This window comes from Rhodococcus gordoniae (genome assembly GCF_001646655.1).
Lineage (GTDB): Bacteria > Actinomycetota > Actinomycetes > Mycobacteriales > Mycobacteriaceae > Rhodococcus > Rhodococcus gordoniae.
In genome coordinates this window covers 1-14,445 of sequence record NZ_LPZN01000028.1, presented here as the reverse complement: position 1 = coordinate 14,445, position 14,445 = coordinate 1, and the positions used below count along the sequence as shown (strand labels likewise).

Below are 14,445 nucleotides of genomic sequence, written 5' to 3'. Positions count from 1 at the left end.
AGTGCCGCGGTCCCGTGATCTGCCGAGCCGGCCGGTAGGGTCGGCCCCGGAAAATATCGCCGACCCGGGGTGTTCGATGACCGAAGTCCTGCTCGTCCTGCTGATCGTCGCTGTGGTCGCGGCTGCCGTCGTGGTGGTGATCCGCACCCGCACACCCACAGCACCACCTGCCAGGGTGGATCCACTCGCCGACTATCCGGAGGTGTGGGACCCCTTCGGGATCGGGGTCGGCGACATCATCACCTACGCGGGTATCGACCACGTCGTCCGCGGCACTCTCACACTCGACGAAGAAGGCTACCGCTGGTACGAGCATCTCCTCGACGGGTCGACCGGTCGCCGCTGGCTCACCGTCGAGAACGACGAGGGTGAGCTCGAGATGACCCTGTGGATGCGTCGCGAGGGCACGGGCCTGCGACCCGACGGTGACGTGATCCTCGACGATCGTGTCTACCGCCGACTCGAACACGGCACCGCCCGATTCACCTCCGAAGGCACAACCGGAACCGCTCCCACCGGCACCATGGACTACGCCGACTACGCCACGGCCGACCGCACCGGTCTGCTCGCGTTCGAACGATGGTCTCGCGCCGGATCATGGGAGGTGTCCACCGGACGTGCGGTGACCCGCAGCGAATTGACGGTCATCCATGCCGGACCCGCCCGGTGAGCACGCACATCCTGGACATCGTCCCGCGTGATGTTTCCGCCTCGGCGCTGGGACTGGTACTCGACGCTCCCGCACCGCCACCACTGGTGTCCGCACGATTGACCGATTCCGCCGCGGGCATTCTCACCCTCGGTGTACTCGGCGCCTCCCACGTGGTCACAGCGCAATCCGGACGACGCACCCTCACCGAACAAGTGTCGTGCGACGCGGTCGAGGCGGGCGGACACCCGCTCCCCGAGCGTCACGACCGGGACGGCTACCTGTTCCGCAGTCGCACCGCGACGGTGCAGCGCGCAGAACTGGCGCAGCGGGCGAATCGACTGCGCGCTACGGCCCGCTCCGCACCCGGATGGCTGTGTGCAGCGTTCCCGGGGGACGACGACGCGCTCACCGTGCTCTCCGGCACCGCAGATGCCGGTGAATGGCATTGGCGGACCTGGCATCTCTATCCGTCCGTCGACACGGGCGTGATCGTCGAGACCGAGAGCCGGTGGCGGCCGTGAGACGAATCGTCATCGGCTCGCTGGTCGGTATCGCGGTCCTCGCGACCACGGCATGCGGGAGTCAGGCACGCGACCACATCGCCGACACCTACGACTACCGTGGCACCTCCGGTGATATCGACACCTATCATTCTCCGGATCCTGTGGGTACCACGGTCTCCCGAATCATCGCGGAGGACGAACCGGCCGCACGCAAGGCGGACGGCGGCAACGAATACCTCCGATACGACGACGACATCGTCACGGTCGGTGCTGCGCCGGAGGGTGGCAGCACCATCACCGTCGAAGACATCGACGGACGCTTCAGCAGCGGCGGTTTCGTGTTCCTCGGGCCGGGCTTCACCCCTGGTTCTCCGGCCGCCGGCAACCTGTCCGGTGGATCGGGAAGTGCGAAATGACGAACTCACCAGATCGGAACCTCGAAAGAATGATCTCCACCCTGTCGGCAACCGACCTCGAGATCGGCACCGTGGACCCCCTCCTGCTCGTGCTGGGAGTGATCGGGACACTGATCTACTTCGCTGTCGGTGTCGGCGTTCTCGCACTCGGATTCGCCGTGCTCGACGGGTTGACGCCCGGAAACCTGCGTCACCAGGTCTATGTGGACCGCAACCCCAACGCGGCACTGCTGCTCGCAGGAAATCACCTGGCGCTCGCGGTCATCGTGGTGACCGCGATCGTCACAAGCTCCGACGGGTTCGCGCAGGGGATCGCCGACTCGCTCGTCTACGGACTGGTCGGCGTGGTGCTGCAAGCCACAGCCTTGCTCATCATGAATCGTGTACTGCCGGGCCGGATCACGGCACTGGTCGCCGAGCCCCGCACGAGCGGTGCCGCATGGGCCGTGGCGATCACCCTGTTCTCGATCGGGTTGGTCAACGCCGCAGCGCTGTCGTGACAGCCGTGACGACTCCGGATGTCGACGCCGGTGCGCCACCTCTCGGCCGGCGGGCGCGGGCACTGCTGTTGACAGCGGTCGCCGCCTGCGCCGCGTGCGGACTGGTGTACGAACTGGCACTTCTGACGTTGTCGGCGAGCCTCACCGGCGGCGGAATCACGGAAACCTCGCTCATCGTGGCCGGTTTCGTGGCAGCACTGGGAGTCGGTGCGCTTGCCGCCAAACCGCTGCTCCCCTACGCCGCGACGGCATTCGTCGCGGTCGAGGTCGTTCTCGGATTGGTCGGCGGGTCGAGCGCCACCGTTCTGTACGTGGCGTTCACCTTCGTCGGATCGTCGACCTGGGTGCTCGTCGCGGCGACTGCAGCCATCGGGATGCTGGTGGGCGCGGAGGTCCCACTGCTCATGACGCTGCTGCAGACCGGTCGCAGTGCCGGTGCTCGCGATACCGGCAAGATCCTCGCCGACCTCAACGCGGCCGACTACGCGGGCGCGCTGATCGGAGGTCTGGTGTGGCCCCTGCTGCTGCTGCCGTCGGTCGGAATGATCCGTGGTGCGGCGCTGACCGGCATGGTGAACCTGGCGGCAGCATCGATCGCGGCATTGTTTCTGCTGCGCGGGCACCTCGGGCCGGCTACGCGAGCATTGTCCTCGGTGGCGTTGCTGCTCGCCGCGACGCTGCTCGGCGTTCTGCTGGCGCGCTCATCCGATATCGAGATCACAGCGCGGCAGCGCCTCTATCCGGATCCTGTGGTGCATGCGCAGCGTTCGCACTACCAGGAGATCGTGGTCACCGCCCGCGGCGACGACGTGCGTCTGTATCTCGACGGTGACCTGCAGTTCTCGAGCCGCGACGAACATCGCTACACCGAAGCTCTGGTATATCCGGCGCTCGCCCGCGATCCCGGCAGGGTGCTCGTACTCGGGGGCGGTGACGGACTCGCCGCGCGGGAACTCCTACGCCACCCGCACGTGCGGGAAGTCGTTCAGGTCGAACTGGACCCGATGGTGCTCGAACTGGCGAACACTCGGTTGAGCGCGCTCAACGGCGGGGCGCTACAGGACGAGCGGGTGACGGTGGTCACCGCCGACGCCTTCCGCTGGTTGCGCGAGTACACCGGTGCGGGATTCGACGCGATCATCGTCGACATGCCGGACCCGGATACCCCCACGCTGGGGCGGTTGTATTCGACGGAGTTCTACGGGCTGACCGCGTCGGTGCTGAACCCCGGCGGTCTGATGACCGTGCAGTCGGGCAGCCCGTATTCGACACCGGATGCGTATTGGCGGACGGTGTCGACCGTCGAGTCCGCGGGACTCGGTGTGGCCCCGTACCACGTGCACGTACCGAGCTTCGGCGACTGGGGGTTCGTCCTCGCGCAGGCAGGCACACCGGCGACACCGGCACTGTCGGCGAATGCCGCACCGCGAAGATTTCTCGATTCCGCGACTCTCGCTGCAGCATCGGTTTTTCCGCTCGATCGGCAGCCTCGCGAGATGGCACCGTCGACCCTGGATCGGCCGCGCATCGTCGACGACCTCCGGCGTGGATATCAGTTCTGACCCGAACGTGCCGGCACACCCCCGGTCCTGTTCCGGTAAGGGAGCCGTCATCGGTCGTTGCCCCCCCACGGAACGATCATCCGAGGACGCAGGCTGTCCTCTACACGGACACCGAACGCAGATACAACAGCCGGTCGTCGGCGACGATGACGCCGAGCTCGCGAGAATCCACCCGGATCAGCCGTCCGTCACGGACGACCCCGAGCACGATGACGGGCAGCTCCCGCGGCGAAAGCCCGAGCTCGTGCGGCTCGACACCGCGTTCGGAGACGGCGAACCCGTCCTCGGGAGTCAACAGATCCTCGATCATCTCCACCACCGTGGGAGTGGCAGGGGCCAATCCCAGCAACCGGCCCGCCGTCTCGGCGGAAACCACGACCGTATCGGCACCGGACTGGCGCAGCACATGGGTGTTCTCCGATTCGCGCACCGCGACGGCGATGCGCGCCTGCGGCGCGAGCTGACGAGCGCTGAGAGTGACGAGCACGGCGGTGTCGTCGCGATTGACGGCCACGATGATCGAGCCGGCATGCCGGGCCCCGGCCAGCTGCAGCACGTCCGACTTGGTGGCCGACCCCTGCACGGTCACCAGACCCTGACGCGACGCGATGTCCAGACTCACCGGATCGGCATCGACCACCACGATCTCCGACGGAGCGAGTCCCTCGGCGAGCAGCGCATCGACAGCGCTGCGCCCCTTCGTGCCGTACCCGACGACCACGGTGTGGCTGCGGGTGCGGCGACGCCACCGCTGAATCTTGAACGCTTGCCGGGAACTTTCGGTCAGCGCCGACAAGGTGGTGCCGACCAGCACGATGAGGAAGAACACTCGCAGCGGGGTGATGACCAGGATGTTGACCAGCCGGGCCTGCGGGGTGAGCGGAGTGATGTCGCCGTAACCGGTGGTCGACAGCGACACCGTGGCGTAGTAGATGCAATCGAGCAACGAGAGCGGGTTCTCCTGGGCATCGCGGTAGCCGTCCCTGCCCATGTACACCACGATCACCGCCGCGGTCAGCGCAGCCAGGGCGTAACCGATGCGGCGGACGATCGCCCGGCCCGGACTGGTCTGTTCCTCCGGTACCCGCAGCACCCCGACGAGAGCGAAGTCGGGACGGTCGGTGAGGGTATCCGAGCGCCGCAGCGGCACCCGCAATTTTCCTGCCATCACGACATCCCCGGCTCAGCGGTCTTCCGCTCCGCCCCCGGACATGCCGGATCGGCGAGGACGACTCGAACAGGCTCCATACGCATGATCATAAGGATGCCTACTGCGGACCTCTCTCACTCATGCACACGCCGACAGCGGGCCGGGAGGGTGGGGCGGGCGGGGCTCGAACCCGCGACCAGCGGATTATGAGTCCGCGGCTCTAACCGACTGAGCTACCGCCCCGTCGCGACGACACTTCGTCGCACAGTGCCGCACTCGTCGCACGGCGCGATCGAATGCTACCCGGACACAGCGGGCGACACTCTGCCGGGTGCAGAGTTAGGGAGATCACATCGATGGATGTCCTGCCGCATCTGTACACCCCCCGGATGCACAGAATCCTCCCACCCGTGACGGGTGGGAGGATTCTCGGGCGCTCCCCCGGCTGGACTCGAACCAGCAACCGTTCGATTAACAGTCGAATGCTCTGCCAATTGAGCTACAGGGGATTGTCCTGCGGTGCTCCGCGGTTTCCCCCGGTGCGTGAAAAACCATAGCGTCCTACCCGCCGCAGTACCAAATCGCCTGCTTGTGGGCATGCTGCGGGGTCATCGGGCAGGATGGGGACGACGCAGTCACAGGTGGAAGGACAGCACATTGATGGGTTTGTTGGTCGGGGTCGCTGCGGGATACGTGCTCGGCACCCGAGCGGGTCGCGCGAGGTACGAACAGCTCAGCAAGACGGCCAAGGCGGTGGCCGCGAGCCCCGTCACGAAGAAGGCGATCGAGGTGGGCCGGCAGAGACTCGCCGACTCGCTCAGCCCTCAGCCCAAACTCGAACCGATGAAGCCCATCGACGAGACGACCACGATCATGATCCCGCGGGACCAGTTGAAGAAGTAGGCGGTCAGCCGGCCAGGCCGTCACCGATGGCCTGGTCGAGCAAGCTCCGCCGGTACTGCTCGAGCGCCATGAGGTCGCCGAGCAGTGCGTGGAACTCCTCGGATTCGGTGGCCGGGGAGATCCGCTGCAATCTGGATTTCAGTTCGGCCACCTGCTCACCGACCCAGACCTCCTGGAGCCGGGCCAGGACACCGCTGATGTAGCGCGGCAGCCGGTCCTCTTCGGTGGGGACCGGTTCGACGGCGAGTTCCATCACCAGCGAATGCGCGACGGGATCCGTCGCGGCCCGGCCCACGGCGTCGACCCATTCGGCTCCCCCGAGGCCGGCGGCCGTTCCGCCGGCATCGGCGACGGCCTGCCGCACCGCCGCGTAGGCGGGGTCGGTGAATGTCTCCGGCGGCAGTGAGTCGAAGACGGTTCCCGCGATACCCGGATACTGCAGCGCGGCTTTGAGCGCGTCGCGTTGCGGCCACAGTGCCGGATCGTTGGGGCGGGGGCGCCGCAGAGCCGAGGCGGGCTCAGCCGTGGCCGTAGCCGGCCGCGTCCTCGCTTCCGGCGCACGAACTCCCCGGCGCGCTTCCTCCTGCACGCGCCGGCGCACCGTGGGAATGTCGTCCCATCCCGTCCAGTGCGCGAGTTGCACCGCGTAGTTGTCGCGGATCGTGCGGTCCTTGATGCGGGCCACCACCGGCACGCACCGGCGCAGGGCTTCGACGCGGCCCTCGACGGTATCGAGGTCGTGTTCGGAGAGAATCGATTTCACGACGAACTCGAACATCGGCGTGCGGCGGGCGATGAGATCGCGCACCGCGCCGTCGCCCGACTGCTGCCGCAGCTCGCACGGGTCCATGCCTTTGGGTGCGATCGCGACGTAGGTCTTCGCCGCGGTCTTCTGATCCCCCTCGAACGCCTTCATCGCCGCCGCACGACCGGCGTCGTCGCCGTCGAAGGTGTAGATGACCTCGCCACGGAAGAAGCTGTCGTCCATGAGCAGGCGGCGCAGCAGAGCGAGATGCTCGTCGCCGAAAGCGGTACCACACGCGGCGACCGCCGTCTTCACCCCGGCCAGGTGCATGGCCATGACGTCGGTGTATCCCTCGACGATCACGGCCTGATGGGACTTGGCGATCTCGCGCTTGGCGAGGTCGAGACCGAACAACACTTGAGATTTCTTGTACAGCACCGTTTCCGGTGTGTTCATGTACTTCGCGGTGATCTGGTCGTCGTCGTACAGGCGGCGAGCACCGAAGCCGATGACGTCGCCCGCAAGATTGCGAATGGGCCACAACAGACGACGGTGGAAGCGGTCGATCGGTCCGCGGCGTCCCTGCCGGGACAATCCGGCGGCCTCGAGTTCGGAGAAATCGAACCCCCAGCCGAGGAGGTGCTTCGTGAGCGCGTCCCAGCCGGCGGGTGCATAGCCGCAGCCGAACGTCTCGGCGGCCGCCTGGTCGAAGTTGCGTTCGGTCAGATAGTCGCGGGCGGCCTGCGCCTCGGGGGTGCGCAGCTGCTCGGCGTAGAACTGCTGAGCGGCCGCGTTCGCCGCGACCAGCCGGGCACGGGTGCCCCGGTCGCGCTGGACGGACGGACCTCCGCCCTCGTAGTTCAGCGTGTAACCGACACGTTCGGCGAGCTGCTCGACGGCCTCGACGAAGCTGACGTGTTCGATCTTCTGCAGGAACGAGTAGACGTCGCCGCCCTCACCGCAGCCGAAGCAGTGGAAGTGCCCGTGATTGGGCCGCACGTGGAAGGACGGGGACTTCTCGTCGTGGAAGGGGCACAGGCCCTTGAGCGAGTCGGCACCGCCGCGCTTGAGTGCGACGTACTCGCCGACGATGTCCTCGATGCGCACGCGGTCGCGAATGGCCGCGATGTCTCTGTCTGAAATACGGCCGGCCACGGTGACGAGTCTAAGCCGCGGCGCCGACCTGCCGACATCATGGTCTGTACGGATGGCTGAACAGGTTCCGCAGCGCTGCGGCGTGCGGACACTGTCTCCTCGTGCCAGGGGCTGCCGAACCGCAGGTTTGCGCGGTCCTGTGGACGGATGCCCGATGTCGACCACGAGCATCCGTCCCGGAGAACGCGTCTTCGTCAGCCCCAGCTCGCCTGCGCGGCGAGGCTGTCGCGGTCGATCCGTTCGAGGCGCGATTCGGTGCACGAGGCGATCTGATCGACCACCACCCGCACCTTCGCGGCGTCGTCGGGCGCTGCCTTCCATGCGGCGACGAAGAACGGGTCGAGCCCCACCGGCGCAGTGCGCAGCAGCCACTCGGCGACGCGATGGATGCGTTCGCGCTGGGATTCCTGGCGCGTGCGGTGGGCGCGGTCGGACATGACGAACTGCAGCGCCATCGTCTTGAGCAGAGCGACCTCCGAGACCACGATCGGCGGGATCACCAGGTCGGCGTCGTACCGGGTGACCGGGCGGCTCTCCGTCGCTTCCCGGGTTCCGAGGATCGCCGCGTTGGCGAAGCGGCCCACCAGCTCGCTGGTCAGCTTCTTGAGCGCGACCGAGCAGGCGAGAGTGCCGTCGAAGGTGCCGACGGCGCGGACCACCGGCATGGTGGACAACCGCTTGGCCGCCTCGGTCAGCTCGGCCGGGTCGAGGCCCGAGAATTCGCGCATGCCCACCTCGATGAGCCCGGCGACCTCGTCGGGATCCTCGAGCATCCGCAGGTCGATGCGACCGTCGATGACGCCGTCCTCGAGGTCGTGGACCGAATACGCGACGTCGTCGGACCAGTCCATGATCTGCGCCTCGAGGCATTTGCGATGCTCGGGTGCGCCCTCACGGATCCAGTGGAGGACTTCGGAGTCGTCGTCGTACGAACCGAACTTCGCGCCCGGGCGCGGACGCGTCCACGGGTACTTGAGCGTCGCGTCGAGCGAGGCCCGGGTGAGGTTGAGGCCGGCGCTCGTGCCGTCGGGATGGAGGACCTTCGGTTCGAGGCAGGTGAGGATGCGCAGGTTCTGCGCGTTGCCCTCGAATCCGCCGCAGGACTCCGCCACCGCGTCGAGTGCCCGCTCGCCGTTGTGCCCGTAGGGCGGGTGCCCGATGTCGTGAGCGAGGCCGGCGAGATCGACGAGATCGGGGTCGGCGCCGAGCCCTTCGCCGATGCTGCGGCCGATCTGCGCGACCTCCATCGAGTGCGTCAGACGGGTGCGCGGGGTGTCGCCGTCGCGGGGACCGACGACCTGTGTCTTGTCGGCCAGGCGGCGCAGGGCCGCGCAGTGCTGCACGCGCGCTCGGTCGCGTGCGAAGGCGGTCCGCTCGGACGCCGCGCCCTCGGACCCGGCGAGGGCCGAGGTCTTCCGCGGCTCGGCGACGCGCCGTTCGAGATCGTGTTCGCTGTAGCCCTGCATCACACTGCCTTCCGTCACCGAAGACCCTACGTTCCGCCTCACTGCTGCGCCGTGTACGGGAAATCGGCGGAGAAGTGGGTGATCTGGTACCAGATCAACGCGCCGGTCTCGCGGGCGATCCCGTGCAGTTGCGACTCGCGGGTGAACACCGCCGGGCCCTGCCGGGTGGGAGCGGTCCACGCATCGAGACCTGCATCGCGCGCCATGGTGCGGGTGCGCAGCGAGTGCCACGGGTCGCTCACCAACACTGCCGACGACAGTCCCAGCTCCGACATCTCCCGGCTGACGGCCTCGACGCTGAGCAGCGTGTCGGAGCCCTCTTCGACGGCGACGATCGATTCCGCCGGCACCCCGCGCGAGACGAGATAGTTCTTCCCCGCCGCGGCCTCGGTGAACAGGTCGCCTTCCTGCTTGCCCCCGACGGTGACGATCCGCGGCGAGACTCCCGCCTCGTACAGCTTGAGGGCCTGTTCGAGGCGGGCCTCGAACACCGACGAGGGCGTCCCCGAGTACTGGGCCGCACCGAGGACGACGATGGCGTCGGCGGGTGTGCGGTCGTCGATCCGCGCGACCTGCCAGACCCGGAGCGCCGTTCCGCCCACGACGAGAACAGCGGCGAGCAACACCCCGACGATCAGTCGTCGGAGCCAGCGCGCGATGCGCGCGCCTGCCCCGAGGTCGTCCCCGGTGTACGTCGCGGTGGTGCCGGTGCGGCGGGATGCGGTGCTCACCCCCGTGATTCTGCCAGCGAACGAGAACGCGCAGACCGGGCGACGCGCCGACCCCGCCGACGCCTCACAGCCACTAGATTCGATTCCATGCCACACGTATCGGCCGCACCGTCTCGGCGACCCGCACGGTCCGCGCTCGCATTCGTCCCTGCTCTGCTGGCAGTGGCCGCCTGGTTGCTCCTGCCGGCGGCGGCTTCCGCCGAACCTCCGTCGCGGCTTCCCCAGCCGATCACCGATACCGCGGGAGTCCTCGGCGATGCCGATGTCGCACGGATCCAGGAGGCGACGAACACCCTGTACGACGAGCACGGTCTGCAGTTGTGGGTGACCTACGTGTCGAGCTTCGACGGACGCGATTACGACAGCTGGGCGCAGGCCACCGCTCAGGCGAGCAACTTCGGTCGGAATACTGCCTTGCTGGCGATCGCGACGACGGACCGCGAGTACGCGCTGTGGACTCCGACGGGGTCCGAGATCTCCCCGAGCGAACGCGACCGGATCAGTTCGTCCGACATCGAACCCGCATTGCGGAACAGCGACTGGACGGGTGCGGCGGTGGGTGCGGCCGACGGCCTGAGCAACGCTCTCACGCCGTCGAGCGCCCCGGTGACGACACTGCTCGTCGGCGGCGGTGTGATCGCGGCCGGCGGTGCCGGGGTGTACGCGTACAACCGGCGGTCGAAGAAGAAGCGCGCCGAGTCCGGTGCCGCACAGGCCGCGCAGATCGATCCGGCCGACACCACGGCTCTGCGCGCCCTGCCGATCGAGGGTCTCGATCGGTACGCGCAGACCCTGCTGGTGGAGACCGACAACGCGGTCCGTTCCAGCGCCGAGGCGCTCGAACTCGCCCGGGGCGAATTCGGGGACTCTGCGGTGGCTCCTTTCGACCGCGCCCATCGGCAGGCGCAGAATGCGTTGGCGAACGCCTTCGAGATCCGCCAGCGTCTCGACGACGACATCCCCGAGACACCCGACCAGCAACGCGACATGCTCGTGCAGCTGATCTCCTCGTGCGGGCAGGCCGACCGCGAACTCGAAGCGCAGGTCGAGGCATTCGACACGATGCGTGATCTGCTGCTCGATGCCCCGGCCCGTCTGGACGGCCTCACCCAGCGGGCGATCGCACTGCAGGCACGCATCCCGGAGGCCGAACGGATCCTCGGGCAGTTGCACTCGGAGTTCCCCGCCGGTGCACTGACCCCGGTCGTGGACAACGTCTCACTCGCGCGAGAGGAGATCGCGTTCGCCGAGAACGCGATCGATCAGGGCCGCACCGCGGTGGCGCGACCGGTCGGCGAGCAGGGCGACGCCGTACGGGCGATCCGCGAAGCCGAGCGCGCCCTCGGTCATGCCGCGACGCTGCTCGACGCGCTCGATCACGCGGCCGAGGACATCCGACGCGCCATCGCGACACTCCCGGCAGCGATGGAGGATGCGGAGCAGGGCGTGGCGGACGCGAAACAACTCGTCGAGGCCGGCGGTCCCGCACTCGTCGACGCCCTGAAGGCCGTGCAGGAAGCACTCGAACACGCGCGCGCCGAGCAGCACACCGACCCGCTGGGCAGCTTCGCACGGGTCGTCGAGGCCGACGCGCGTCTCGACGAGCTGCGCGCCCGGACGCGGCAGGCCGAGCAGCAGGCCGCCGAGATGCGTCGCCGTCTCGAGCAGGACCTGGGCGCGGCGCAGGCGCAGGTCACCGCCGCCGCCGACTTCATCGGGACGCGTCGCGGGGTCGTCGGCGCGAAGGCCCGCACGCGTCTGTCGGAGGCCCAGCGCCACCTGCAGGCTGCGAGACAGGCCGCGGATTCCGATCCGGCCGCCGCCATCCAGTACGCGCGGACCGCTGCGTCGCTCGCGGTGGAGGCGCTGCGCAGCGCCCAGAACGACGTGCAGCGCTGGGACTATCAACAGCGCCCGCCGCGCGGCGGGTCGTCGGGCGGCAACATCGCCGGGGCCGTGCTCGGCGGCATCCTCATCAACAGCGTGCTCAACAGCGGGCGCGGCGGTGGCTTCGGCGGTGGTGGTTTCGGGGGTGGCGGCTTCGGGGGTGGCGGTTTCGGCGGGTCGAGCGGCGGACGCTTCTAGACCGTGCGCCCGATCGCGGCACGCGCACCGGGCACCGGCCTGGAATCGGTGATCCTGCGCACCCGCCGCGGTGACGAAACCCGTTTCCGGGACGTGGACTTCGAGTACATCGATCGGCGCTCGACCTGAGCGCTACGAAACGCTCGGCTACGAAACGGCAGATGCCCTCCGGTCCGTCGGGGCCGGAGGGCATCTGTGTCGATCAGGTCGGTCAGCAGCCGAGCAGGCGTTGCGCGAGGTAACCCTCGACCTGGTCGAGGCTCACGCGCTCCTGCGCCATGGTGTCGCGTTCGCGGATCGTGACGGCCTGGTCCTCGAGAGTGTCGAAGTCGACCGTGATGCAGAACGGGGTACCGATCTCGTCCTGGCGACGGTAGCGGCGGCCGATCGCGCCGGCGTCGTCGAACTCGATGTTCCAGTTCTGGCGCAGCTTCGCGGCGAGGTCCTTGGCCTTCGGGCTCAGGTCCGCGTTGCGGCTGAGCGGCAGCACGGCCGCCTTGACCGGTGCGAGGCGTCGGTCGAGGCGCAGCACGGTGCGCTTGTCGACACCGCCCTTGGCGTTGGGTGCCTCGTCCTCGGTGTACGCGTCGACGAGGAAGGCCATGAGCGAGCGGGTCAGGCCGGCCGCCGGTTCGATGACGTACGGCGTGTAGCGCTCGTTGGTGGCCTGATCGAAGAAGCTCAGATCGGTGCCGGAATGCTTCGAGTGCGTCGACAGGTCGAAGTCGGTGCGGTTCGCGACACCCTCGAGCTCACCCCACTCGCTGCCCTGGAAGTGGAAGCGGTACTCGATGTCGACGGTGCGCTTCGAGTAGTGCGACAGCTTCTCCAGCGGGTGCTCGTACAGGCGCAGGTTGTCCTTGTTGATGCCCAGATCGGTGTACCAGTTCATCCGGTAGTCGATCCAGTACTGGTGCCACTGCTCGTCTTCGCCCGGCTTGACGAAGAATTCCATCTCCATCTGCTCGAACTCGCGGGTGCGGAAGATGAAGTTGCCGGGCGTGATCTCGTTGCGGAAGCTCTTGCCGATCTGGCCGATGCCGAACGGCGGCTTCTTACGCGAGGTGGTGAGCACGTTCGCGAAGTTCACGAAGATGCCCTGTGCCGTCTCGGGGCGCAGGTAGTGGAGGCCTTCCTCGCTCTCGATCGGGCCGAGGTAGGTCTTGAGCATCATGTTGAAGTCGCGGGGCTCGGTCCACTGGCCTTTGGTGCCGCAGTCCGGGCACACGATCTCCGTCATCGGCACGGCGTCGGGATCGTCGAGCTTGTTCTTCTCGGCGTAGGCCTCCTGTAGGTGGTCCTGCCGGTGGCGCTTGTGACAGCTCAGGCACTCGACGAGCGGGTCGTTGAAGACACCGACGTGGCCGGACGCGACCCAGACCTGGCGCGGAAGGATCACCGACGAGTCGAGGCCGACGACGTCCTCGCGGCCGGTGACCATGTTGCGCCACCACTGCTTCTTGATGTTGTCCTTGAGCTCCACACCGAGCGGCCCGTAATCCCAGGCCGACCTGGTTCCGCCGTAGATCTCACCGCAGGGATAGACCAGGCCCCGGCGCTTGGCGAGGTTGGCGACGGTATCGATCTTGGATTTGGGTGCCACTCGGTTCTCCATCTTCGATGCGGGTTTTCGCAGCATGCGTCGATCTGTAAGCCTATCGCTCCTCGTTCGGAGTCCGAATTCGCGCCGGTTGACATGCGCAACCGTGCATATCAAAATGGAATCGATTTGCAATAAGGCCGCCCACCGGCGGCCGACCCGCCCCGAGGAGCCCCGTGAGTGTCGACGCCGATCCACACGACTGCAGCACAGGTGAGCGGGCCCTCGGATCGATCGGGACCGACGCCCTCGCGTCCCGGCCCGACATCTCCCACGACACACTGATCGCGGCCGGCGAGCTGCTGCGGGCGCTGTCGGCGCCCGTCCGCATCTCGATCGTGCTCGAACTGCGCGAGTCCGCTCGTTGCGTGCACGAACTGGTCGGCGCTCTCGGGGTCACCCAACCGCTCATCAGCCAGCATCTGCGAGTACTCAAGACCGCCGGCGTCGTGCGCGGCGAACGCTCGGGACGCGAAGTGCTCTACCACCTGGCCGACGACCATCTCGCCCATATCGTCGTCGATGCCGTTGCTCATGCACAGGAAGGACGATCGCAGTGACCTCCGCCCGCAAACCTCTCGTGGGGGTCCGCTCGACCCGTCAACGCAGCGCCATCGTCGACCTGCTCGACAACACCGAGGAGTTCCGCTCCGCCCAGGATCTGCACGACGAACTGCGCAAGCGCGGCGAAGGCATCGGCCTGACCACCGTCTACCGCACCCTGCAGTCGCTCGCCGAGGTGGGCAGCGTCGACGTGCTGCGTACCGACAGCGGCGAATCGCTGTTCCGGCGGTGCTCCTCCGGGCACCACCACCATCTCGTGTGCCGCCACTGCGGCTTCACGGTCGAGGTGGACGGCCCGGAGGTCGAACGCTGGTCGCACGAGGTGGCCGAGGCGAACGGCTTCGTCGACGTCAGTCACACCGTCGAGATCTTCGGCAACTGCCGGGACTGCGCACTCGTACAGGGCTGACCGC

At 67.8% G+C, this 14,445-nt stretch carries 15 protein-coding genes and 2 tRNA genes; 10 read left to right on the top strand and 7 right to left on the bottom strand.

Features of this window, described 5'->3' with window-relative positions; all coding sequences use genetic code 11:
- The first annotated feature begins 76 nt into the window (after window positions 1-76).
- From A8G18_RS12365 to A8G18_RS12345, 5 genes are read left to right on the top strand one after another with little or no spacing between them, the layout of a single operon-like run.
- A complete protein-coding gene (locus A8G18_RS12365) occupies window positions 77-670 on the top strand; it encodes a DUF4178 domain-containing protein (protein ID WP_064064117.1) in 594 nt (197 codons plus the stop codon).
- The gene (locus A8G18_RS12360) at window positions 667-1,173 is read left to right on the top strand and encodes a DUF2617 family protein (RefSeq protein WP_064064116.1); all 507 of its coding nucleotides are present in this window, start codon (window positions 667-669) and stop codon (window positions 1,171-1,173) included. The genes A8G18_RS12365 and A8G18_RS12360 overlap by 4 nt, the downstream gene beginning before the upstream one ends.
- The gene (locus tag A8G18_RS12355) at window positions 1,161-1,571 is read left to right on the top strand and encodes a DUF4247 domain-containing protein (RefSeq protein WP_016933822.1); all 411 of its coding nucleotides are present in this window, start codon (window positions 1,161-1,163) and stop codon (window positions 1,569-1,571) included. Before A8G18_RS12360 ends, A8G18_RS12355 begins: the two co-directional genes overlap by 13 nt.
- Before the next feature lie 29 nt (window positions 1,572-1,600).
- Window positions 1,601-2,071: a DUF350 domain-containing protein gene (locus A8G18_RS12350; RefSeq protein ID WP_064064115.1), complete on the top strand. Its 471-nt coding sequence runs from the start codon at window positions 1,601-1,603 to the stop codon at window positions 2,069-2,071.
- A gap of 5 nt (window positions 2,072-2,076) precedes the next feature.
- Entirely contained in the window at window positions 2,077-3,633 is a 1,557-nt protein-coding gene (locus A8G18_RS12345) for a polyamine aminopropyltransferase (protein ID WP_064064167.1), read from the top strand.
- A gap of 100 nt (window positions 3,634-3,733) precedes the next feature.
- On the opposite strand, the gene A8G18_RS12340 is transcribed toward A8G18_RS12345, so the two are convergent.
- The 3 genes from A8G18_RS12340 to A8G18_RS12330 form a co-directional block, all read right to left on the bottom strand.
- Window positions 3,734-4,801, bottom strand: coding sequence for a potassium channel family protein (locus A8G18_RS12340; RefSeq protein WP_064064114.1), 1,068 nt, complete (start codon window positions 4,799-4,801; stop codon window positions 3,734-3,736).
- Window positions 4,802-4,952: 151 nt separating this feature from the next.
- A tRNA-Ile gene (locus A8G18_RS12335) sits at window positions 4,953-5,026 on the bottom strand.
- Window positions 5,027-5,219: 193 nt separating this feature from the next.
- Window positions 5,220-5,292: transfer RNA gene (locus A8G18_RS12330), tRNA-Asn, on the bottom strand.
- A gap of 148 nt (window positions 5,293-5,440) precedes the next feature.
- Between A8G18_RS12330 and A8G18_RS12325 the strand changes: the two genes are divergently transcribed.
- Window positions 5,441-5,686: a hypothetical protein gene (locus A8G18_RS12325; protein ID WP_026003515.1), complete on the top strand. Its 246-nt coding sequence runs from the start codon at window positions 5,441-5,443 to the stop codon at window positions 5,684-5,686.
- A 4-nt stretch (window positions 5,687-5,690) separates the two neighbouring features.
- Here A8G18_RS12325 and dnaG read toward each other — a convergent pair whose 3' ends face one another.
- The 3 genes from dnaG to A8G18_RS12310 form a co-directional block, all read right to left on the bottom strand.
- Window positions 5,691-7,586, bottom strand: a complete 1,896-nt coding sequence (gene dnaG / locus A8G18_RS12320; protein WP_064064113.1) for a DNA primase — start codon at window positions 7,584-7,586, stop codon at window positions 5,691-5,693.
- A 194-nt stretch (window positions 7,587-7,780) separates the two neighbouring features.
- Window positions 7,781-9,052: a deoxyguanosinetriphosphate triphosphohydrolase gene (locus A8G18_RS12315; protein ID WP_064064112.1), complete on the bottom strand. Its 1,272-nt coding sequence runs from the start codon at window positions 9,050-9,052 to the stop codon at window positions 7,781-7,783.
- A 38-nt stretch (window positions 9,053-9,090) separates the two neighbouring features.
- Window positions 9,091-9,783, bottom strand: a complete 693-nt coding sequence (locus tag A8G18_RS12310) for a YdcF family protein (RefSeq protein ID WP_016935368.1) — start codon at window positions 9,781-9,783, stop codon at window positions 9,091-9,093.
- Between the two features lie 87 nt (window positions 9,784-9,870).
- Between A8G18_RS12310 and A8G18_RS12305 the strand changes: the two genes are divergently transcribed.
- Both A8G18_RS12305 and A8G18_RS23590 read left to right on the top strand, forming a co-directional pair.
- Window positions 9,871-11,868 (top strand): TPM domain-containing protein, encoded by a 1,998-nt coding sequence (locus A8G18_RS12305; protein WP_064064111.1) that lies wholly within the window; start codon window positions 9,871-9,873, stop codon window positions 11,866-11,868.
- A gap of 3 nt (window positions 11,869-11,871) precedes the next feature.
- On the top strand, window positions 11,872-11,997 hold the full coding sequence (locus A8G18_RS23590) for a hypothetical protein (RefSeq protein WP_280746745.1): 126 nt from the start codon (window positions 11,872-11,874) through the stop codon (window positions 11,995-11,997).
- A gap of 82 nt (window positions 11,998-12,079) precedes the next feature.
- On the opposite strand, the gene A8G18_RS12300 is transcribed toward A8G18_RS23590, so the two are convergent.
- Complete coding sequence (locus A8G18_RS12300; RefSeq protein ID WP_064064166.1) at window positions 12,080-13,471, bottom strand: glycine--tRNA ligase; 1,392 nt, start codon at window positions 13,469-13,471, stop codon at window positions 12,080-12,082.
- A gap of 230 nt (window positions 13,472-13,701) precedes the next feature.
- Between A8G18_RS12300 and A8G18_RS12295 the strand changes: the two genes are divergently transcribed.
- Together A8G18_RS12295 and A8G18_RS12290 are read left to right on the top strand one after the other, a co-directional pair.
- Window positions 13,702-14,028: an ArsR/SmtB family transcription factor gene (locus A8G18_RS12295; protein ID WP_232284795.1), complete on the top strand. Its 327-nt coding sequence runs from the start codon at window positions 13,702-13,704 to the stop codon at window positions 14,026-14,028.
- Window positions 14,025-14,441: a Fur family transcriptional regulator gene (locus A8G18_RS12290; RefSeq protein WP_016935071.1), complete on the top strand. Its 417-nt coding sequence runs from the start codon at window positions 14,025-14,027 to the stop codon at window positions 14,439-14,441. The genes A8G18_RS12295 and A8G18_RS12290 overlap by 4 nt, the downstream gene beginning before the upstream one ends.
- Window positions 14,442-14,445 lie beyond the last annotated feature (4 nt).

Excerpts from the sequence above, each read along its gene's own strand:
- A8G18_RS12365 (WP_064064117.1), top strand. The coding sequence starts at position 77 with ATGACCGAAGTCCTGCTCGTCCTGCTGATCGTCGCTGTGGTCGCGGCT.
- A8G18_RS12340 (WP_064064114.1), bottom strand. The coding sequence starts at position 4,801 with ATGGCAGGAAAATTGCGGGTGCCGCTGCGGCGCTCGGATACCCTCACC.
- A8G18_RS12305 (WP_064064111.1), top strand. The coding sequence starts at position 9,871 with ATGCCACACGTATCGGCCGCACCGTCTCGGCGACCCGCACGGTCCGCG.
- A8G18_RS12315 (WP_064064112.1), bottom strand. The coding sequence starts at position 9,052 with ATGCAGGGCTACAGCGAACACGATCTCGAACGGCGCGTCGCCGAGCCG.
- A8G18_RS12350 (WP_064064115.1), top strand. The coding sequence starts at position 1,601 with ATGATCTCCACCCTGTCGGCAACCGACCTCGAGATCGGCACCGTGGAC.